Source organism: Luteimonas yanweni (genome assembly GCF_039548475.1).
In the GTDB taxonomy this organism is placed as follows: Bacteria; Pseudomonadota; Gammaproteobacteria; order Xanthomonadales; family Xanthomonadaceae; genus Luteimonas.
This window is the reverse complement of record NZ_JBCLVC010000011.1, coordinates 54,217-72,418: the sequence shown is the minus strand read 5'-3', so window position 1 is coordinate 72,418 and position 18,202 is coordinate 54,217. Positions and strand designations below refer to the sequence as shown.

Sequence of the window (18,202 nt, the reverse complement as noted above, 5' to 3'; positions counted from 1 at the left end):
GCTCAGTCGACCGCGACGGCGTGCAGGATCGCCTGCGCCAGCGCGGTCTCGTCGCCTGCGTCGGCGTCGGCCACCAGCCGATGCGCGGCCACCGCGGCGAACAGCGCCTGGATGTCGTCGGGCAGTACGTGGCCGCGCCCGAGCAGCAGCGCGTGCGCGCGCGCCGCGCGCAGCAGGGCGATGCCCGCGCGCGGCGACAGCCCAACGCGGACCCCGGCGTGGTGGCGACTGCGCTCGAGCAGCGCCTGCACGTAGCGCACCAGCGCATCGCTGGCGTGCACCGACAGCACCGCCTCGCGCAGGCGCAGGACGTCATCCCCGCCGAGCATCGGCATGGCCCGGGCGATCAGGTGGCGACGGTCGCTACCGGCCAGCAGCGCGCGCTCGGCCTCGGCGTCGGGATACCCCAGCTGCAGCCGCAGAAGGAAGCGGTCCAGCTGCGAGTCCGGCAGCGGATAGGTGCCCGCGAGGTCGACCGGGTTCTGGGTCGCGATCACGAAGAACGGATCGGGTAGCAGGTGCGTGCTGCCATCCACGGTGACCTGGTGCTCGGCCATGGCCTCGAGTAGGGCGCTCTGCGTGCGTGGCGGGGCGCGGTTGATCTCGTCGGCCAGCAGCACGTGCGCGAACACCGGCCCGGGATGGAAGGTAAAGCCCGCGGCCTGCGCGTCGTACACCGACACGCCGACGATGTCCGAGGGCAGCAGGTCGGAAGTGAACTGCACCCGCTGGAAGCCGAGGCCCAGCGTCGCCGCCAGCGCATGCGCCAGCGTGGTCTTGCCCAGGCCGGGCAGGTCCTCGATCAGCAGGTGGCCATCGGAGAGCAGCGCGGTGAAGGCGAAGCGCACCGCCTGCGCCTTGCCAAGCACCAGTGAGTTCACCTGCGACTCGGCAAGATGCAGGGACTTGCGCAGGGCGTCGGGTAGCATGTCCGGGTTTGCGGACCGTGCAGTCATGCCGGGCTCCGTAAGGGTCCACCGAAGTGTAACGAGGTCGTTGCCGGATGCGGGAAAAGATCGACGCACGTGCGACCTTCGTCGCCCTGTGGTGCGCGCTGCTGCTGCTCAAGGCGGTGGTTGCCGCGCGCCTGCCGCTGTTCGTGGACGAGGCCTTCTACTGGCAGGAGAGCCGGCACCTGGCCTGGGCCTATTCGGACCTGCCGGGACTGACCGCATGGCTGATCCGCATCGGCACCACGGTGTTCGGCGAAGGCACGCTGGCGCTGCGCATGCCCTTCCTGCTGCTGGCGTCGCTGGTGCCCTGGCTGGTGGCGCGGATCACCGCGCGCGAATACGGCGAGCGGTCGGGCTGGGTGGCCGGCATCGCGGCGCTGCTGTTGCCGCTGTCGGGCACCCTGGGGCTGATGGCGCTGCCGGATGCGGCGATGGTCGTGGCCACGCTGCTGTGCCTGGATGCGGGCACGCGCCTGCTGCGCGGGGTCGGCTACGGCGCCGCGCTGCAGCTGGCCGTGGGCCTGGCGATCGGTGCGCTGAGCCACTACCGCTTTGCGGCCGTGATCGGCGTGGGTGCGCTGGCCTTGCTGGCGCTGCCGCAGGGGCGGCAGGCGCTGCGCGACCCGCGGCTGTGGATCGCGATCGCCTTCGGGGCGGCCGCCTGGACGCCGCTGCTGGCCTGGAATTTCGAGAACGCGGAGGCCGGTCTGCGCTTCCAGCTGGTCGACCGCCATCCCTGGGCATGGCATCCCGAAGGCACGTGGTTCATCGCCATCCAGGCCCTGCTGGCGACGCCACTGCTGTTCGCCGCGCTGCTGTGGGCCGGCTGGCGCGGCGCGCGCGACGCGAGCGAGCCGGTGCGCTTCATCGCCTTGTCGGGCGGCCTGGTCGTGCTTGGATTCTTCGTGCTCGGCTTCTTCGCCGACACCGAGCGGGTCAGCTTCCACTGGCCGCTGCCCGGGCTCGTGGCGCTGCTGCCGCTCCTGCCGGCATTGCTGGCGCGGTGGCCGCGCTGGCTGCGCGTGCTGGCATGGGCCAGCGCAGGCATCGGGCTGGCCGCGGTGCTCGGCTACCACGCGCTGGTTTCGGTGCCGGAACTGAGGGCGCGCACGGCTTCGCTGAAATGGTATCCGTCCAATTTCGCCGGCTGGGACGTGCTTGCCGACGCCGTGCGCGAACTGCACGCGGAGATGCCGGCTGGCACGCGGCTGGTGGCGGACAACTTCAAGATCGGCGCCGAGCTCGGCTTCGCGCTGCACGATCCTTCGATCGAAGTGCTGGAGCATCCGGTCAACCGTCAGCACGGGCGCGCGCCGCAGCTGCGCCTGTGGGGCCTCGAAGCGACCGGGGCCACCGATGCCGGCGGTCCCGTGCTGCTGGTGATCGCCGCCAGCGAGGTGGAATACAAGCACCTGCTGCTGCGCTACCACGCGCTGTGCCGCCGCTTCGGGCCACTGCCGCCGCCGCGCGTGCTCAACGTCGACCACGGGCGCACGCGCTTTTTGCTGTTCGCGATCGCGGAGCGCGGGGACGCCGATGCGGCTTGCACGCTGCCGGCGATGGCCTGGATCGACGCACCCGCCGCCGACGCACGGGTCGGGACCGCCTTCGATGTCCGCGGCTGGGCGTTCAAGGACGGCGTCGGCATCGAGCGGGTCGAGGTGCTGCTCAAGGGCGCGGTGGTGGCGGAGGCCGATTACGGCATCGACAGCCCGGGCGTGGCCACGTACTGGGGCATCTCCACCGATGCCGGCCACCCCGCGGTGGGCTTCTCCGCGCGCGTGGACCTGCCCCCCGGCAGCGCCGGCGAGCACTGGCTCGGGCTTCGGCTGCATGGCCGGGACGGCAGCGTCGAGGACTGGTCGGAACAGCGCATCATCGTGGATGCCGCCGCCCCGGAGCGCGCCGCCGCGGACCAGCCGGTGGAGGTCGCGCGCTGAAGCTCAGGGCAGCGACAGTCCGGATTCGCGCAGCAGGCGGACGGTGTCCAGCAGCGGCAGACCGACCAGGGCAGTGGGGTCGCGGCTTTCGATGGCCTCGAACAGGACGATCCCAAGGCCTTCGGACTTGAAGCTGCCGGCGCAGTCGAAGGGCTGCTCGCGGTCGACGTAGCGTTCGATCTCGTGCAGCCCAAGCCGGCGGAAGCGCACCAGGGTAGTGTCGAGCGCCGTGGCCACGCCGCCGGCGCTGGCCAGGGCCACGGCGGTTCGGAAAGCCACCGCGTGTCCCGACATCGCCTGCAGCTGGGCGATCGCCGCTTCGCGGCCACCGGGCTTGCCAAGGGCCAGGCCGTTGAAATCCGCGACCTGGTCGGAGCCGATCACGCGCGCGGCCGGGTGCAGCGCGGCGACGGCACGGGCCTTGGCCCCGGCCAGGCGCAGGGCCAGCACAGACGGGGTTTCGCCTGCCAGCGGGGTTTCGTCCACCTCGGGCCGCACGGTGCCGAACGGCAGGCCCAGCCTGGCCAGCAGCTCGCGGCGGTAGGGCGAGGTGGAGGCCAGCACCAGGCCCGGATCGCCGGTCACGGCAGCGGCGCCCGGGCGCGTTCGATGTGCCGAAGCTGCTGGTCGATGCGCGCACGGGCGGCGTCGATCGAGCCGCGGACGGCGTCGAGCTGGTCCACGGACGCGGCGGATCCGTGCTGCTGCAGCCACAGGCGCTGGCGGAGCATTTCCTGCAGCGCTTCGCGCACCGGATCGCCGCCTTCGCCAGCCACGGCTTCGATCTCGCTGCGGGCGGCGCGCAACCGCGTTTCCAGCGCGTCGGCGGCGTCCAGCACGCCGGCCATCGCCTGGCGGTGCCGGATCCGGCCCGCGCGGCGGCCAAGCACCGCCCCGGCCGTCGCCACGATGAGTACCAGGAGTGCGATCGACAGCAGTGTGGGCGTCAAACCGGAGGCCTCGCGTGCGGGCCCGCAGTCTGCCGGGGAACCCGAGCCCGTGGCAAACCGGTGCCGCGGGGCGACTGGGCATGGATTCCCGGCGCCGGCCGGGTTTGACACGGGCCGGCCCGAGGCCTAACATTTTGCGGCTTATGTCCGCAGACGTGCCCGAAGTAGTGGACGCTTGGCGCATGGTTGCGGCCCGGCGGGAGTTCGTCGGCCGCCTGCCGCTGTCCGCGCTGCCGCGCCTGCGCGAAGCGCTGGCCGACGACGAAGGCGAGGTGTCCTGCACCGTCTCCTTCGATCGCGACGCGTTGCAGGTGCCCTACGTCGAGCTGGGGATCGAGGCGCGCCTGCCGCTGCTGTGCCAGCGCACGTTGCAGCGCTTCGAGCTCCCGGTGTCGCTGGTGCAGCGGCTGGGGCTGCTGCGGGCGGGGGATGACGAGGGCGAGGCTGCCGAAGCCGCGCTGCCTCCAGGGTACGAAGCCCTGGTCGTGGCCGACGACGGCGCCATCCGCCCCGTCGACCTCGTCGAAGACGAGCTGATCCTGGCGGTGCCGGTGGTACCGGTGGCGCCCGGGTCGGAAAGCGTCGAACGCGACTGGCCGGTCGCCGCCGACGAAGAGGCGCAGATCAACCCGTTCGCGGCGTTGTCTGCGCTGAAGAAGAAAGACTGACCGGATCCGGATCGCCCGGATCCCCGATTGATAATTCCTGCTGCTGGAGCACTCCCATGGCTGTACAGAAATCCCGTGTTTCCCCCTCGCGCCGCGGCATGCGCCGCGCACACGACGCGCTGAGCGCCAAGCAGCTGGCGACCGACCCGGTGTCGGGCGAGACCCATCTGCGCCATCACATGACCGCCGACGGCTTCTACCGCGGCCGCCAGGTGATCGTGCCCAAGACCCGCGTGGCCGAGGAAGACTGATCCTCAGCGCGCCCGCATCCATCGCGGGCGATGCCCTGGCCGTGGCGCCCCGTGCGCCACGCAGCCGTCGGCGCCATTCGTGGCGCCCAGCAACACGCGAGGTCCGTCTTCGTAATGAGTGAGTCCGCCGCACCGCGCATGTACGCGCGCATTGCAGGGACCGGCAGCTACCTGCCGGCCAAGGTCCTGACCAACGACGACCTCGCCAAGTTCGTCGATACCTCGGACGAATGGATCGCGGCGCGCACCGGCATCCGCCAGCGCCACATCGCCGCCGAGGGCGAGACCACCGGTGACCTGGCCTTCCATGCCGCCGTGCGCGCGCTGGAAGCCGCGGGTATCGAAGCCGCCGAGGTCGAGCTGATCATCGTCGGCACGACCACGCCCGATCTCATCTTCCCGTCCACCGCCTGCCTGGTGCAGGCGCGGCTGGGCGTGGCGGGCTGCCCGGCGTTCGACGTCAACGCGGCGTGCTCGGGCTTCATCTTCGCGCTCAGCGTGGCCGAGAAATTCATCGCTTCCGGCTCGGTCAAGACCGCGCTGGTGATCGGCTCCGAGACGCTGACGCGCATGATCGACTGGGGTGAACGCACCACCAGCGTGCTGTTCGGCGACGGCGCCGGCGCGGTAGTGCTCAAGGCCGATACCGAAACCGGCATCCTCAGCACGCACCTGCACGCGGACGGTGCGAAGAAGGAGTTGCTGTGGAACCCGGTCGGGGTCTCGGTCGGCTTCAAGGAAAACGAAAAGAACGCCGGCGTGCGCATCCAGATGGCCGGCAGCGACGTGTTCAAGCACGCGGTGCGCGCGCTGGACAGCATCGTCGAGGAGACGCTCGAGGCCAACGGCATCGATCGCAGCGAGATCGACTGGCTGATCCCGCACCAAGCCAACCTGCGCATCATCGAAGCCACGGCCAAACGCCTGGAAATGCCGATGGAACGCGTGATCGTGACCGTCGACAAGCACGGCAACACCTCGTCTGGCTCGGTGCCGCTGGCGCTGGACGAAGCGGTGCGTTCGGGCAAGGTCGAGCGCGGCCAACTGCTGCTGCTCGAAGCCTTCGGCGGCGGCTTCACCTGGGGCTCGGCTTTGCTGCGCTACTGAGCCAGGGCAACTGCACGCTGCATGGCGAAAGGGTCGCGGGAAACCGCGGCCCTTTTGCGTTTCCGGGGGATCCCTCCCGGCTGGGTCGAGGGTGGCGAGGAGCGAGCGGACCGGGTCGCTGCGGCGTGCAGGTCCGGCTCAATACGGGCGGGTACAGACGGGGCGGGTGGTTCGGGCTTATCATCGCCCGGCTTTTTTGATCTGGACCGCCTCTTGACCGCTTCGCAGCTTGCATTCGTTTTCCCGGGCCAGGGCTCGCAGTCGCCGGGCATGCTCGCCGACCTTGCCGGGCGCGGCGACGTGGTGCGCGAGGTCTTCGCCGAGGCCTCCGAGGGTGCCGGGATCGATCTCTGGGCGCTGTCGCAGGATGCCGATGCAGAGCAGCTCAACCGCACCGAGTTCACCCAGCCGGCGCTGCTGGCCGGGGGCGTGGCCGTATGGCGCGCCTGGCAGGCCGCGGGCGGGCCGGCGCCTTCGCTGCTGGCCGGCCACAGCCTGGGCGAGTACTCGGCGCTGGTCGCGGCCGGTGCGCTGCCGCTGGCCGATGCCGCGCGCCTGGTGCGCCTGCGTGGCCAGCTGATGCAGGCCGCGTCACCCGCCGGTACGGGCGCCATGGCCGCCGTCATCGGCGCCGAGGACGCGCTTGTTCGCGAGACCTGCACCGAAGCGTCGGGTGACGAAGTGGTGGTGCCCGCCAATTTCAATTCGCCGGGCCAGGTGGTGATCGGCGGCCATGCTGCTGCGGTCGACCGCGCGCTGGAACTGCTTGCCGCCAAGGGCGTGCGCAAGGCGGTGAAGCTCGCCGTCAGCGTGCCCTCGCATACGCCCTTGATGCGCGAGGCGGCCAACCGCCTGTCCGAGGCGATGTCGGGCCTGGCATGGCGCGAGCCCGCGCTGCCGGTGGTGCAGAACGTCGATGCCGAGGTCCACGAAGGCGTGCAGGCGATCCGCGACGCGCTGGTCCGCCAGCTGTACCTGCCCGTGCAGTGGACCGACTGCGTGCAGGCCCTGACCAGCCGCGGCGCCACCCGCATCGGCGAGTGCGGCCCCGGCAAGGTCCTCACCGGCCTGGCCCGCCGCATCGACAAGTCCCTCGACGCCCGCGCCCTCGGTACCGTCGCAGACTTCGACGCGGCACTGGCAGAATGGAACAGCTGATTCTTGCCACGGATTTACGCGCGTAAGGGCGGATCCACGCGGACAGGGCAAGTGCAGATGAAAAGGCACAAGCGGGGGACCGCTGCGGCCCTTTCCTGTTTTATCCGTGTAAATCCGTGAACAATCCGCGTAAATCCGTGGCAAAGCTCTTACTGATACAGGCAGAAGCAGAATGACCCAGGAACTGAAAGGCGAGATCGTGCTGGTGACCGGCGCAAGCCGTGGCATCGGGGCGGCGATCGCGGACGAGCTGGCCGCGCGTGGCGCGACGGTCGTCGGCACCGCCACCAGCGACGGCGGCGCCACCGCGATCGGCGAACGCCTCGCGGCGCAGGGCGGCCACGGCCGCGTGCTTGACGTGACCACGCCGGGCGCGATCGAAGCGCTGGTCGATTCGATCACCAAGGACATCGGCCCGATCTCGATCCTGGTCAACAACGCCGGCATAACCCGCGACAACCTGCTGATGCGGATGAAGGACGAGGACTGGCAGGCCATCCTCGACACCAACCTGACCAGCGTCTACCGCGCCTCCAAGGCGGTCATGCGCGGCATGATGAAGGCCCGCCGCGGCCGCATCGTCAGCATCGCTTCGGTGATCGGCGTGATGGGCAACGCCGGCCAGGCCAACTACGCCGCCGCCAAGGCCGGCATCATCGCCTTCTCCAAGTCGCTGGCGAAGGAGATCGGCAGCCGCGGGGTGACCGTGAACGTGGTCGCGCCGGGCTTCATCAGCACCGACATGACCCGCGACCTGCCCGAGGACGCCAAGGCCGCCATGGCGGCGCAGATCGCCCTCGGCCGCCTGGGCGAGCCCGCGGACATCGCCCGCGCCGTTGCCTTCCTGGCCGGCCCGGACGCCGGCTACATCACGGGCGAAACCCTGCACGTCAACGGCGGCATGTACATGCCGTGACGGGAGCGGTCGGCAGGTCCCTGAACGGAAAGGGACACACCCGGCCGCTACCACCTCCACCCGAATCCCTTACACTACCCACCGCAACAGCCTCCACCGGAGCCGGATACCTATGAGCAGCATCGAAGAGCGCGTCAAGAAGATCGTCGTCGAACAACTGGGCGTCAAGGAAGACGAGGTCAGCGCAAGCGCCTCCTTCGTCGACGACCTGGGTGCGGATTCCCTCGATACCGTCGAGCTGGTGATGGCGCTCGAAGAAGAGTTCGAGTGCGAGATCCCCGATGAAGAAGCCGAAAAGATCACTTCGGTGCAGCAGGCGATCGACTACGTCAAGACGCACGTCAAGGCCTGACTCGCCAGGCGGCGCAGCGCGCCGCAACGAGTAAAAAACCCGGGGCCGCTGATGCGGCCTCGGGCGTTTCCGGCGCGCCGCTCGGCGGCGTGTTCAACCGTCCAGGAGTCCACATGTCCAAGCGTCGCGTCGTCATCTCCGGCCTCGGCATCCTGTCGCCGCTTGGCAATGACCTGGCCTCGTCATGGCAGGGCATCGTGGACGGCCGTTCGGGCATCGGCCCGATCACCAATTTCGACGCTTCGGCTTTCGCCACCCGGATCTCGGGCGAGGTGAAGGACTTCGATCCCACGCAGTGGATCCCGCCGAAGGACGTCAAGAAGATGGATCCCTTTGTGCACTACGGCGTGGCCGCCTCGATGATGGCGATCGCCGACGCGGGGCTGGACGTGGCCGCCGACCCCGAGCGCATCGGCGTCGCGATCGGCGCCGGCATCGGCGGCCTGAAGGGCATCGAGGAAACCACCGTCAAGTTCCACGAAGGCGGCCCGCGCAAGATCTCGCCGTTCTATGTGCCCAGCACGATCATCAACATGATCGCCGGCCACGTGTCGATGATCACCGGCGCGAAGGGCCCCAACATCGCCGCGGTCACCGCCTGCACCACGGCCACGCACAACATCGGCCTGGCGATGCGCATGATCCAGTACGGCGACGCCGACGCGATGATCGCCGGCGGCGCCGAGTTCGCCACCACGCCGACCTCGCTCGGCGGCTTCTGCGCGATGAAGGCGCTGTCGACCCGCAATGACGATCCGCAGCGCGCCTCGCGTCCCTGGGACGAGGGCCGCGACGGCTTCGTCATGGGCGACGGCGCCGGCATCCTCGTGATCGAGGAATACGAACGCGCGAAGGCGCGCGGCGCCCGCATCTACGCCGAGCTCGCCGGCTTCGGCATGAGCGGCGATGCGTACCACATGACCGCGCCCAGCGAGAACGGCGAGGGTGGCGCGCGCTGCATGGTGGCCGCGATCCGCGACGCCGGCATCGATCCGTCCGCGGTCGGCTACATCAACGCCCACGGCACCTCCACGCCGGCCGGCGACCTGGCCGAGACCATGGGCATCAAGAGCGTGCTCGGCGCACACGCGCGCAAGGTGATGGTCAGCTCGACCAAGTCGATGACCGGCCACCTGCTGGGCGCCGCGGGCGGCGTCGAGGCGGTGTTCTCTGCGATGGCGCTGCATACCGGCGTGATCCCGCCGACCATCAACCTCGACAATCCTTCCGAAGGCTGCGACCTCGACTACGTGCCGCACACCGCGCGCGAGCAGCAGGTCGACGTGGCGATGTCGAATTCGTTCGGCTTCGGCGGCACCAACGGCAGTCTCGTCTTCCGGCGCATCTGAGCACGGTGCCGCTGCAGGCGGCGGAATCCGCATATGACCCACGTCCGCGCGCTCGCGCACGGCCTCGACCTGCTCGCGCTGCAGCGCCGTGCGCCCGCACGCTATCCGCTGCTGCTCGAATCCGTGGCGTCGGGCACCGCGCTCGGGCGCTGGGACATGCTGCTCGTGGCCGACGGCGCGCGCATCACGCTCGGTCGCGACGGCAGCACGCGGCGCAGCGACGGCACGTCTGCTGAGGGCACGCCTGCGGACGTATCGCTCGCAGACAGCACGCGCGAAGACAGCACGCGCGAAGACAGCACGCCCGTGAGCGATGACTTCCTGCGTAGCCTCGACGCCGACTGGGGCGCCTTGCGCCGGCCGCGCGCGCCTTCGCCGTGGCCATTCCAGGGCGGTTGGGCGCTGCTGCTGGGCTATGAGCTTGGCGCGCAGGTGGAGCCGGTGCTGCGCCTGCCGCCCGCGCCAGGTGCGCTGCCCGTGGCCGTGGCCTGCCGCTGTCCGGCGGCGGTGCTGCGCGACCGCGCCAGCGGCGAAACGGTGGTGCTGGCGGAACACGGCGCCGAGGCGTTGTTGGAGCAGGTGCTGGTGGATTCCGTGAAACCAAGCGCCGCCTCCACCGCCGCGCTGCACTGGCCGACGCTGCGCGACTGTCGCGAAGACCCGGACGGCGACTACCTCGCCGCCGTCGCCCGTGCGCTGGAGTACATCCGCGCCGGCGACGTGTTCCAGGTGAACCTGTCGCGGGGCTGGGAGGCGCGCTTCGACGCGCCGCTTGCACCCGCTGCGCTGTACGAGCGCCTGCGCCGCGCCAACCCGGCGCCGTTCGCCGGCCTGTTCGACCTGGGTGACGCCGGCGCGGTGGTCAGCGCCTCGCCCGAGCGCCTGGTGTCGGTGCGGGGCGACCTGGTCGAGACCCGGCCGATCGCGGGCACCCGGCCACGGCTGCCGGGCGACGACGACATCGAGCGCATCCGGGAGATGGTCGGCCATGCCAAGGAGCGTGCCGAGCACGTGATGCTGGTCGATCTCGAGCGCAACGACCTCGGCCGCGTCAGCCGCGCCGGCAGCGTCGAGGTCGACGAGCTGATGGTGGTGGAGAGCTACGCCCACGTGCACCACATCGTCAGCAACGTGCGCGGGCGACTGCGCGCGGATGCCACGCCCGGCGAGGTGCTGCGCGCGGTGTTCCCCGGCGGCACGATCACCGGGGCGCCCAAGGTGCGCTGCATGGAGATCATCGCCGAGTTGGAGGGCGTCGGCCGCGGCGCCTATACCGGCGCCATGGGCTGGCTCGACCGCAGCGGCGACATGGACCTCAACATCCTGATCCGCAGCGCAGAGGTCAGCGGCCATGCGCTGCGCTTCCGCACCGGCGCCGGGATCGTCGCAGATTCCGACCCGGTGCACGAGCTTGACGAGACCCGCGCCAAGGCCCGCGGCATGCTGCAGGCCATCGGTGCCTGACCGGCGCCGCGGCGGGCACGGTATCCTTCGGCGCATGCATTCCGACCGCCATCGCCACACCGCCGGGCGCGCGCCATGAAGGCGTTCAAGCGCATCGTCCTCGTGCTGTTCCTGCTCTCGGCCATCGTGGCCGGCGCGGTCGGCTACCAGGCCTGGAGCAGCTACCAGCGCTTCGCCACCGGGCCGCTGCCGGGCGTCGAGGCCGGAGACAACCTGATGGTCGAGCGCGGCGACACGCTGCGCAGCGTGGTCACGCGCCTGCGCGGGCAGGGCATCGACGCAGGCCGCGACCTCGAGTGGCGCCTGCTGGCGCGGCAGCTCAGGACCGACGGCCATATCCAGGTGGGCGAGTACGCGCTGGAGCCCGGCATCACCGCCAGGCAGCTGCTCGGGCACATGCGCGACGGCAAGGTGGTGCACCATCGCTTCACCATCGTCGAGGGCTGGAACATCCGCGAGCTGCGCGCCGCGCTGGCCCGCGCCACGCCGCTGGTGCAGACCCTGCACGAGGTCGATGACGCCGCGCTGATGGCGACGTTGGGCCGCGAGGGCGTGCATCCCGAGGGCCGGTTCCTGCCGGAAACCTACGCCTATGACCGCGGCGACAGCGACGTCGACCTGCTGCGCCGCGCCGCCGCCGACCTCGATGCTGCGCTGGACGCCGCCTGGCAGGCACGCGCCGACGACCTGCCGATCCATACCCCCGAGGAGGCGCTGGTGCTGGCCTCGATCGTGGAGAAGGAAACGGGCATCGCCGAAGAGCGGCCCATGATCGCCGGCGTGTTCACCCGCCGGCTTCGCATCGGCATGCGCATGCAGACCGACCCGACGGTGATCTACGGCATGGGCAGCGGCTACGACGGCAACATCCGCCGCCGCGACCTGCTCACCGACACGCCGTACAACACCTATACCCGCGACGGCCTGCCGCCGACACCGATCGCGATGGTCGGCGCCGCCGCGCTGCGTGCGGCCACGCAGCCGGAGGAGACCGACGCGCTGTACTTCGTCGCCATCGGCGACGGCAGCGGCCGCCACGTGTTCTCGCCCTCGCTCGAGGCGCACAACGCCGCCGTGCGCCAGTACGTGCAGCGCTATCGCGAACAGCACGGGCCGCGATGAGCGCAGTGCCCATGCATCCGCGCCTGGTCTCGCTGGAAGGCGGCGAGGGCGCCGGCAAGACCACGGTGCTGGCCGCGCTGCGTGACGCGCTCATGGCCGACGGCGGCGAAGTGGTGGTCACGCGCGAACCCGGCGGCACGCCGCTGGCGGAGAAGATCCGCGAGTTGCTGCTGCACCCCGGCGAGGAGGCGGTCGCAGCCGAGACCGAGCTGCTGCTGATGTTCGCCGCGCGCGCGCAGCACGTGCGCGCGACCGTGCTGCCGGCGCTCGAGCGCGGTGCCTGGGTGCTGTGCGACCGCTTCACCGATTCCAGCTATGCCTACCAGGGCGGCGGCCGCGGCCTGGACGTGGACTTCATCGCCGCCCTCGAGCGCCGCGTGGTCGGCGTCCGCCCCGGACTGACGCTGCTGCTTGATATCGACGTGGCCCACGGCCGCGCGCGCATCCTCACTCGTGACCCGCAGCCCGACCGCATCGAGCGCGAACGTGACGCGTTCTTCGAGCGCGTGCGCGCGACCTTCCTCGCGCGCGCAGCGGCCGAGCCCGCGCGCTTCCGCGTGGTCGACGCGTCTCGCCCGGTGGACGAAGTGGTGGCGGCGGCGCTTGCCGCGCTGCGCGCATCGCGGAGCGGGGCATGAGCTTCGACGCGCCGCTCGCGCCCTGGCAGCAGCGGGTATATGACCACGCCGCCGCCGCGCTCGAGGGCGGACGCATGGGCCACGCGCTGCTGTTCACCGGTCCGGCCATGCTCGGCAAGCGCGTGGTCGCCGAACGCCTCGCGGCACGCCTGCTCTGCCAGGCGACCGACGGCACCGCGCGCCCCTGCGGCCAGTGCCGCCCCTGCGTGTTGTACCGCTCGCGCTCGCAGAAGGATCCGCTGGAGCAGCGGCCCGATGGCACGCTGTCGCAGCCCTGGGGCCACCCGGGCCATCCGGACGCGATCTTCGTCGGCCATGCCTGGCGCCACACCCCCTCGCCGGCGCGGCAGATGACGGTGATTCCCGTGGACCAGGTGCGCGAGCTCTCTGCGCGCCTGGCCACCACCCCGCAATACGGCAGCGCGAAGGTCGCGATCATCGATCCCGCCGACGACATGAACGATGCCGCCGCCAACGCCCTGCTCAAGACCTTGGAAGAGCCGGTGCCCGGGCGCTACCTGTGGCTGCTGAGCGCCAACCCGGCGCGCCTGCCCGCAACCATCCGCAGCCGCTGCCAGCGGCTCGAGTTCCGCCTGCCGCCGGCAGACGAGGCCGCGGCCTGGCTGCAGGCACAGGGCCATGCGCCTGCAGTCGCCACCGAAGCCCTGGCTGCGGCGCGCGGCCATCCCGGCCTGGCCGATGCCTGGCTGCGCGACGGTGGCATGGCGCTGCGCCGCGAGGTCGCCGCGGACCTGGCCAAAGTGGCATCGAACACGGCCTCGCCGCTGGAGGTCGCCAAGGCCTGGACCGCGGACGAATCGGCGATGCAGCGCCTGCTTCACGCCGCGGACCTGTCGCGCGACCACGCCGCCGGCTTGACCGATCCCGCGGGAATCCGGAAGCTGGCGGCCTGGTTCGACGCGGCCAATCGCACCCGCGAACTGCTGCGCAGCACGGTCCGCGCCGATCTCGCGGTGGTGGACCTGCTGCTCGCATGGCGCGACGCGGCGGGCGACAAGGCAAGGGGAGTTACGCGATGAGTGCAACCGGCGGCGGCGCGCGGCAGGGCATCCTGTCCCTGGCAGTCAAGGACAAGGCCCAGCTGTACGCGGCCTACATGCCCTATCTGAAGCACGGCGGCATCTTCGTGCCGACCACGCGGCGCTATTTCATCGGCGACGAGGTCTTCGTGCTGCTGACCCTGCCGGAATCCAGCGAGCGCCTGCCGGCCGCGGGCAAGGTGGTCTGGGTGACTCCGCCCGGCGCCCAGGGCAACCGCACCGCCGGCATCGGCGTGCAGTTCGCCGACACCGCCGAAGGCGAGAACGTGAAGGGTCGCATCGAGACCCTGCTGGCCGGAAGCCTGACCGCCGAGAAGCCCACGCATACGATGTAGCCCTCCGGAGTGCAGGCTCGTCGGCAGCGGCGGCGGGCCGTGGCCGATGGCGACGATCCGGCGCGTTGTGTTCGATTGCAGGGGGCTCTGGAGCAGGCCCATGGAATCCCGCTTACGCATCGCGCCAATCGTTTTTGCACTCGCCCTGGCCTCGGCCTGTTCGACACCCGGCAACGACCCGGCGATGTTGTCGCAGGCGCCGGTATCGCCCCCCGAAATGGCGCTGGGCGCCAACCTGCTGGAGGGACTGGGCGACTACAGTTTCCCGGTCACCAGCTCGCATCCCGAGGTGCAGCGCTGGTTCGACCAGGGGCTGAGCCTCACCTACGGCTTCAACCACGACGCCGCGGGCCGTGCCTTCGGCAAGGCCACCGAACTCGATCCCGCCTGTGCGATGTGCTGGTGGGGCGCGGCGCTGGTGCTCGGCCCGCACGTCAACGCCGGGATGGACCCGGCCGACAACGCGCGTGCCTGGGAGCGCCTGCAGAAAGCCGTGGCCCTTGCCGACCGCGCCACGCCGCGCGAGCAGGCGTTCATCCATGCGCTGGAGGCGCGCTACGCCCGGCAGCCGCCGGAGGATCGCCGCCCGCTGGACGAGGCCTATGCCGCCGCCACTCGCAGCCTGATGCACGCGCGTCCGGGCGACCCCGACGCCGCGGTGTTCCACGCCGAGGCGCTGATGGACCTGCAGCCCTGGGACTACTACGACGCGCAGCTGCAGCCCCAGGGGCATACGGCGGAGATCGTGTCGGTGCTCGAATCGGTGATGGGCGATCATCCCGACCACTCCGGCGCGCTCCATCTGTACGTGCATGCAGTCGAAGCCTCGGCCATGCCCGAACGGGGGGTGGTCGCCGCCGACCGGCTGCGCGAACTGATCCCCGGCTCCGGTCACCTGGTGCACATGCCGGCGCACATCTATGCACGCGTCGGCCGCTGGCATGACGCGGTGATCGCCAACCAGCGTGCGATCGAAGCCGACGACGCCTACCTCGCGCTGTGCCGCGGCAACGTGGCCGGCGTATACCCGCTCGGCTACGTGCCGCACAACCATCACTTCCTGTGGTTCGCGGCCAGCATGGAAGGCGACAGCGCGGTCGCGCGCGAGGCGGCGAAGCACACCGCCGAACGCACCGACCTCCCCGACCTGATGCGCCAACCAGGCTTCGCGGGCCTGCAGCACTACTGGATGACGCCGTGGTTCGAACGCGTGCGCTTCGGCCGCTGGGACGAGATCGCGGCGCTGCCCAACCCCGCCGCGGACCTGCCCTATGTCACTGCGATCTGGCACTACGCGCAGGGCGTGGCGGCCGTGCGCCAGCATCGGCTGGACGCCGCCGGGCGCCACCTCGCCGCCCTGCGCCCCTTGGCGGCCGACCCGCTGATGGACACGCTGATGGTGTGGGACCGGTATCCACTGGCGTACTCGGCGCGAATCGCCGAACGCATCGTGACCGCGGAGCTGGCGCATGCAAGGAGCGCGCACGCCGACGCCGTGGCCGCCCTGCGAGAAGCGGTGGCGATGGAAGATGCGATCCCCTACGACGAGCCGCCCGGCTGGCACGCGCCAGTCAGGCATTCGCTGGGTGCCGTCCTGCTGGAGGCCGGTCGCGCCGCCGAGGCCGAACAGGTCTACCGCGAAGAGCTGCGACGCAACCCGGACAATGGCTGGTCGCTGCAGGGGCTGGCTTTGAGCCTGGCCGCGCAGGGCAAGCGGCAACAGGCGGCGGAGGCCGAGCGCAGCTTTGCCGCGGCCTGGAAGCATGCCGACATCAAGCCGGGGACTTCGCGGATGTAGGCGCCGCCACCCGATTGCAACGCCCGGGATCCGGGGCTTTCCGTCAGCGCCTCAGCGCCGGCGAATCCCATCCGGGGCGCGGCGCAAACCGGTCGCCGTGCGTTGCCTGCAACGCCTTCAGCCGCAGCAGCAGGGCGTCCGCCCCCGATTCGCGCACGTACTGGATCGGGCCACCCCGGAACGGCGCGAACCCGGTGCCGAAGATCACGCCCGCATCCAGCAGGTCGCCGTCGGCCACCACGCCTTCGTGCAGTGCCGCCACCGCTTCGTTGACCAGCGGCAGGATCAGGCGATCCTCGAGGTCTGCCGGCGCCTTGTAGTCCTTGGGCACCTCCGGCTTCTTCGCCTTGCCGTTTTCCCAGGCGTACAGGCCCTGGCCGTCCTTCTTGCCGCGCTTGCCCGTCCCGGGCGGCGTCGCCAGCGATGCCGGGATCGGCAGGCCAAGGAAGGGCGCGAGTTCGGCGCCCACGCCTGCGGCCACGTCCAGGCCCACGGTGTCGATCAGTTCGATCGGACCCATCGGCATGCCGAACTTCACCGCGGCCCTGTCGATCACCGCGCCCGGAACGCCTTCCGAATACGCGGTAGCGGCCTCGAGCATGTAAGGAAACAGCAGCCGGTTGACCAGGAAGCCGGGCGTCCCCGCCACCGGCACGGGCAGCTTGTCGATCGCCTTGCAGAACGCGGCAAGGCGGCGCTCGGTATCGGCGTCCATCGCCTCGTGGCGCACGATCTCCACCAGCGGCATCAGCGCCACCGGGTTGAAGTAGTGCAGGCCGGCGAACTGCGCCGGTCGCGCGAGGCCGGTGCACAACTCGTCAAGCGGGATCGAGGAAGTGTTGGTGGTGAGCAGGGCGTTGGCCTTGAGCTTTGGCTCCACGCCCGCGTACAGCGAACGCTTGGCGTCGGGCTGTTCGATGATCGCCTCGATCACGAGGTCCGCGCCGGCCACGCCGTCGCCGGCCAGGTCCGACTTCAGTCGCGCCGCGACCTCGGGCCGCTTCGCATCGACTTTGACCTTCTTCGCGAACAGGTCCTGCGCGCGTGCCAGCGCCGTGTCGATATAGCCCTGCTCGCGATCCTGCAGCGTGACCTCGAAACCCTTCAGCGCCGCCCACGCCGCGATGTCGCCGCCCATCACCCCGGCGCCGACCACGTGCACGCGCTGGATGCCGCTGTCCTTGCCGCCAAGCGCCTTCAACCGCTCCTGGAGGAAGAACACCCGCGTCAGGTTGCGCGCGGTCGGCGTGCCCGCAAGCTTCACCACCGACTTGCGCTCGGCGGTGAGGCGGTTCTGGATGCCGCCGCCGGTGCGCCGCCAGGTCTCGATCAGCGCGTAAGGCGCGGGGTAATGCTCCTTGCGTGCCTTGCGCGCGACCTGCTTGACCAGCATCGGCGCCATCAGTTGCCGCACCGGCCCGGTGTTGGTCAGCCAGCCCGTGAAGCGCTGCTTGAGCGGGCGCACCACGCCCTTGAGCGCGAGCCCGGCCGCGGCGTCGACCAGCTGCGCCGGTTCCACCACCTTGTCGACCAGGCCGATGTTCTTCGCCGCCGACGCCGACAGCGTGCGTCCGGTCAGCATCATGTCCATCGCCGCCGGCGTGCCCACCAGGCGCGGCAGGCGCACGCTGCCGCCCCAGCCGGGATAGATGCCCAGCTTCACCTCGGGCAGGCCGATGCGCGTGGAGGGGTCGTTGCTGGCCACGCGATAGCGGCAGGCCAGCGCAATCTCCGTGCCGCCGCCCATGCAGAACCCGTGGATCGCGGCCACGGTGGGGCAGGGCAGTTCCGCCAGGCGCTGGAAGGCCTGCTGGCCGCGGCGGATGGAATCACCGATGGTGCCCCTGGCGTCGAATTCGGCGAATTCGCGGATGTCGGCGCCGGCGATGAAGCCCTTCGCCTTGCCGGAGCGCAGCACGAGCGCCTTCGGGGGATCGAGCGCCAGCCGTTCGAGCAGGGCGTCGAGTTCGACCAGGACGTCCTGGGCGAAGGTGTTCACCGACTCGCCTTGGCGGTCGAAAGTGAGCAGCACAACGCCGTCTGTGCGCTGCTCCGCCTGCCAGTGGCTGAAGCGCAGACCGTCGAGGCCAGGAATCATGCGGAACCATCCGTGCGGGTACGGGGGAATTGCCTATGATCC

The 18,202-nt window shown here is 70.7% G+C and carries 18 protein-coding genes; 14 read left to right on the top strand and 4 right to left on the bottom strand.

Annotation, left to right across the window (positions count from 1 at the left end; all coding sequences use genetic code 11):
• Nucleotides 1–2: 2 nt before the first annotated feature.
• A complete protein-coding gene (locus WCE39_RS07610; protein WP_343276093.1) occupies nt 3–956 on the bottom strand; it encodes an AAA family ATPase in 954 nt (317 codons plus the stop codon).
• 47 nt (nt 957–1,003) lie between these two features.
• Between WCE39_RS07610 and WCE39_RS07605 the strand changes: the two genes are divergently transcribed.
• The gene (locus WCE39_RS07605; protein WP_343276092.1) at nt 1,004–2,893 is read left to right on the top strand and encodes a glycosyltransferase family 39 protein; all 1,890 of its coding nucleotides are present in this window, start codon (nt 1,004–1,006) and stop codon (nt 2,891–2,893) included.
• A gap of 3 nt (nt 2,894–2,896) precedes the next feature.
• Here WCE39_RS07605 and WCE39_RS07600 read toward each other — a convergent pair whose 3' ends face one another.
• Both WCE39_RS07600 and WCE39_RS07595 read right to left on the bottom strand, forming a co-directional pair.
• Nucleotides 2,897–3,478 carry a Maf family protein gene (locus tag WCE39_RS07600; protein ID WP_343276091.1) on the bottom strand — a complete coding sequence of 194 codons (582 nt, stop codon included), beginning with the start codon at nt 3,476–3,478 and terminating at the stop codon, nt 2,897–2,899.
• On the bottom strand, nt 3,475–3,843 hold the full coding sequence (locus WCE39_RS07595) for a hypothetical protein (protein WP_343276090.1): 369 nt from the start codon (nt 3,841–3,843) through the stop codon (nt 3,475–3,477). Before WCE39_RS07595 ends, WCE39_RS07600 begins: the two co-directional genes overlap by 4 nt.
• 143 nt (nt 3,844–3,986) lie before the next feature.
• Here WCE39_RS07595 and WCE39_RS07590 point away from each other — a divergent pair, with 143 nt between their 5' ends.
• The 13 genes from WCE39_RS07590 (at nt 3,987) to WCE39_RS07530 (ending at nt 16,062) form a co-directional block, all read left to right on the top strand.
• Nucleotides 3,987–4,511, top strand: coding sequence for a YceD family protein (locus WCE39_RS07590; protein ID WP_343276089.1), 525 nt, complete (start codon nt 3,987–3,989; stop codon nt 4,509–4,511).
• A 56-nt stretch (nt 4,512–4,567) separates the two neighbouring features.
• Nucleotides 4,568–4,762, top strand: a complete 195-nt coding sequence (gene rpmF, locus WCE39_RS07585; protein ID WP_343255971.1) for a 50S ribosomal protein L32 — start codon at nt 4,568–4,570, stop codon at nt 4,760–4,762.
• Nucleotides 4,763–4,876: 114 nt separating this feature from the next.
• Nucleotides 4,877–5,869: a beta-ketoacyl-ACP synthase III gene (locus WCE39_RS07580; protein ID WP_343276088.1), complete on the top strand. Its 993-nt coding sequence runs from the start codon at nt 4,877–4,879 to the stop codon at nt 5,867–5,869.
• A gap of 213 nt (nt 5,870–6,082) precedes the next feature.
• The gene (fabD, locus tag WCE39_RS07575; protein ID WP_343276087.1) at nt 6,083–7,027 is read left to right on the top strand and encodes an ACP S-malonyltransferase; all 945 of its coding nucleotides are present in this window, start codon (nt 6,083–6,085) and stop codon (nt 7,025–7,027) included.
• A 172-nt stretch (nt 7,028–7,199) separates the two neighbouring features.
• The gene (gene fabG, locus WCE39_RS07570) at nt 7,200–7,943 is read left to right on the top strand and encodes a 3-oxoacyl-ACP reductase FabG (RefSeq protein WP_343276086.1); all 744 of its coding nucleotides are present in this window, start codon (nt 7,200–7,202) and stop codon (nt 7,941–7,943) included.
• Nucleotides 7,944–8,055: 112 nt separating this feature from the next.
• Complete coding sequence (gene acpP / locus WCE39_RS07565; protein WP_343255975.1) at nt 8,056–8,295, top strand: acyl carrier protein; 240 nt, start codon at nt 8,056–8,058, stop codon at nt 8,293–8,295.
• 113 nt (nt 8,296–8,408) lie between these two features.
• Nucleotides 8,409–9,644 (top strand): beta-ketoacyl-ACP synthase II, encoded by a 1,236-nt coding sequence (gene fabF, locus WCE39_RS07560; protein ID WP_343276085.1) that lies wholly within the window; start codon nt 8,409–8,411, stop codon nt 9,642–9,644.
• Between the two features lie 33 nt (nt 9,645–9,677).
• Nucleotides 9,678–11,108 (top strand): aminodeoxychorismate synthase component I, encoded by a 1,431-nt coding sequence (locus WCE39_RS07555; RefSeq protein ID WP_343276084.1) that lies wholly within the window; start codon nt 9,678–9,680, stop codon nt 11,106–11,108.
• A gap of 75 nt (nt 11,109–11,183) precedes the next feature.
• The gene (gene mltG / locus WCE39_RS07550; RefSeq protein WP_343276083.1) at nt 11,184–12,230 is read left to right on the top strand and encodes an endolytic transglycosylase MltG; all 1,047 of its coding nucleotides are present in this window, start codon (nt 11,184–11,186) and stop codon (nt 12,228–12,230) included.
• The gene (tmk, locus tag WCE39_RS07545) at nt 12,227–12,868 is read left to right on the top strand and encodes a dTMP kinase (RefSeq protein ID WP_343276082.1); all 642 of its coding nucleotides are present in this window, start codon (nt 12,227–12,229) and stop codon (nt 12,866–12,868) included. Before mltG ends, tmk begins: the two co-directional genes overlap by 4 nt.
• The gene (gene holB, locus WCE39_RS07540; RefSeq protein ID WP_343276081.1) at nt 12,865–13,908 is read left to right on the top strand and encodes a DNA polymerase III subunit delta'; all 1,044 of its coding nucleotides are present in this window, start codon (nt 12,865–12,867) and stop codon (nt 13,906–13,908) included. Before tmk ends, holB begins: the two co-directional genes overlap by 4 nt.
• Nucleotides 13,905–14,264, top strand: a complete 360-nt coding sequence (locus tag WCE39_RS07535) for a PilZ domain-containing protein (protein WP_343276080.1) — start codon at nt 13,905–13,907, stop codon at nt 14,262–14,264. Before holB ends, WCE39_RS07535 begins: the two co-directional genes overlap by 4 nt.
• A gap of 100 nt (nt 14,265–14,364) precedes the next feature.
• Nucleotides 14,365–16,062 carry a tetratricopeptide repeat protein gene (locus WCE39_RS07530; protein ID WP_343276079.1) on the top strand — a complete coding sequence of 566 codons (1,698 nt, stop codon included), beginning with the start codon at nt 14,365–14,367 and terminating at the stop codon, nt 16,060–16,062.
• A gap of 43 nt (nt 16,063–16,105) precedes the next feature.
• Here the strand turns inward: WCE39_RS07530 and WCE39_RS07525 are convergent, their stop codons facing one another.
• Nucleotides 16,106–18,160, bottom strand: a complete 2,055-nt coding sequence (locus WCE39_RS07525; protein ID WP_343276078.1) for a 3-hydroxyacyl-CoA dehydrogenase NAD-binding domain-containing protein — start codon at nt 18,158–18,160, stop codon at nt 16,106–16,108.
• Nucleotides 18,161–18,202: the final 42 nt, after the last annotated feature.

What these genes read in the sequence shown, in the direction of transcription:
- rpmF (WP_343255971.1), top strand. Translation starts at nt 4,568, where the DNA reads ATGGCTGTACAGAAATCCCGTGTTTCCCCCTCGCGCCGCGGCATGCGC.
- acpP (WP_343255975.1), top strand. Translation starts at nt 8,056, where the DNA reads ATGAGCAGCATCGAAGAGCGCGTCAAGAAGATCGTCGTCGAACAACTG.
- WCE39_RS07535 (WP_343276080.1), top strand. Translation starts at nt 13,905, where the DNA reads ATGAGTGCAACCGGCGGCGGCGCGCGGCAGGGCATCCTGTCCCTGGCA.
- WCE39_RS07580 (WP_343276088.1), top strand. Translation starts at nt 4,877, where the DNA reads ATGAGTGAGTCCGCCGCACCGCGCATGTACGCGCGCATTGCAGGGACC.
- tmk (WP_343276082.1), top strand. Translation starts at nt 12,227, where the DNA reads ATGAGCGCAGTGCCCATGCATCCGCGCCTGGTCTCGCTGGAAGGCGGC.
- holB (WP_343276081.1), top strand. Translation starts at nt 12,865, where the DNA reads ATGAGCTTCGACGCGCCGCTCGCGCCCTGGCAGCAGCGGGTATATGAC.
- WCE39_RS07555 (WP_343276084.1), top strand. Translation starts at nt 9,678, where the DNA reads ATGACCCACGTCCGCGCGCTCGCGCACGGCCTCGACCTGCTCGCGCTG.
- WCE39_RS07525 (WP_343276078.1), bottom strand. Translation starts at nt 18,160, where the DNA reads ATGATTCCTGGCCTCGACGGTCTGCGCTTCAGCCACTGGCAGGCGGAG.
- mltG (WP_343276083.1), top strand. Translation starts at nt 11,184, where the DNA reads ATGAAGGCGTTCAAGCGCATCGTCCTCGTGCTGTTCCTGCTCTCGGCC.
- fabF (WP_343276085.1), top strand. Translation starts at nt 8,409, where the DNA reads ATGTCCAAGCGTCGCGTCGTCATCTCCGGCCTCGGCATCCTGTCGCCG.
- WCE39_RS07530 (WP_343276079.1), top strand. Translation starts at nt 14,365, where the DNA reads ATGGAATCCCGCTTACGCATCGCGCCAATCGTTTTTGCACTCGCCCTG.
- WCE39_RS07605 (WP_343276092.1), top strand. Translation starts at nt 1,004, where the DNA reads ATGCGGGAAAAGATCGACGCACGTGCGACCTTCGTCGCCCTGTGGTGC.
- WCE39_RS07610 (WP_343276093.1), bottom strand. Translation starts at nt 956, where the DNA reads ATGACTGCACGGTCCGCAAACCCGGACATGCTACCCGACGCCCTGCGC.
- WCE39_RS07590 (WP_343276089.1), top strand. Translation starts at nt 3,987, where the DNA reads ATGTCCGCAGACGTGCCCGAAGTAGTGGACGCTTGGCGCATGGTTGCG.
- fabG (WP_343276086.1), top strand. Translation starts at nt 7,200, where the DNA reads ATGACCCAGGAACTGAAAGGCGAGATCGTGCTGGTGACCGGCGCAAGC.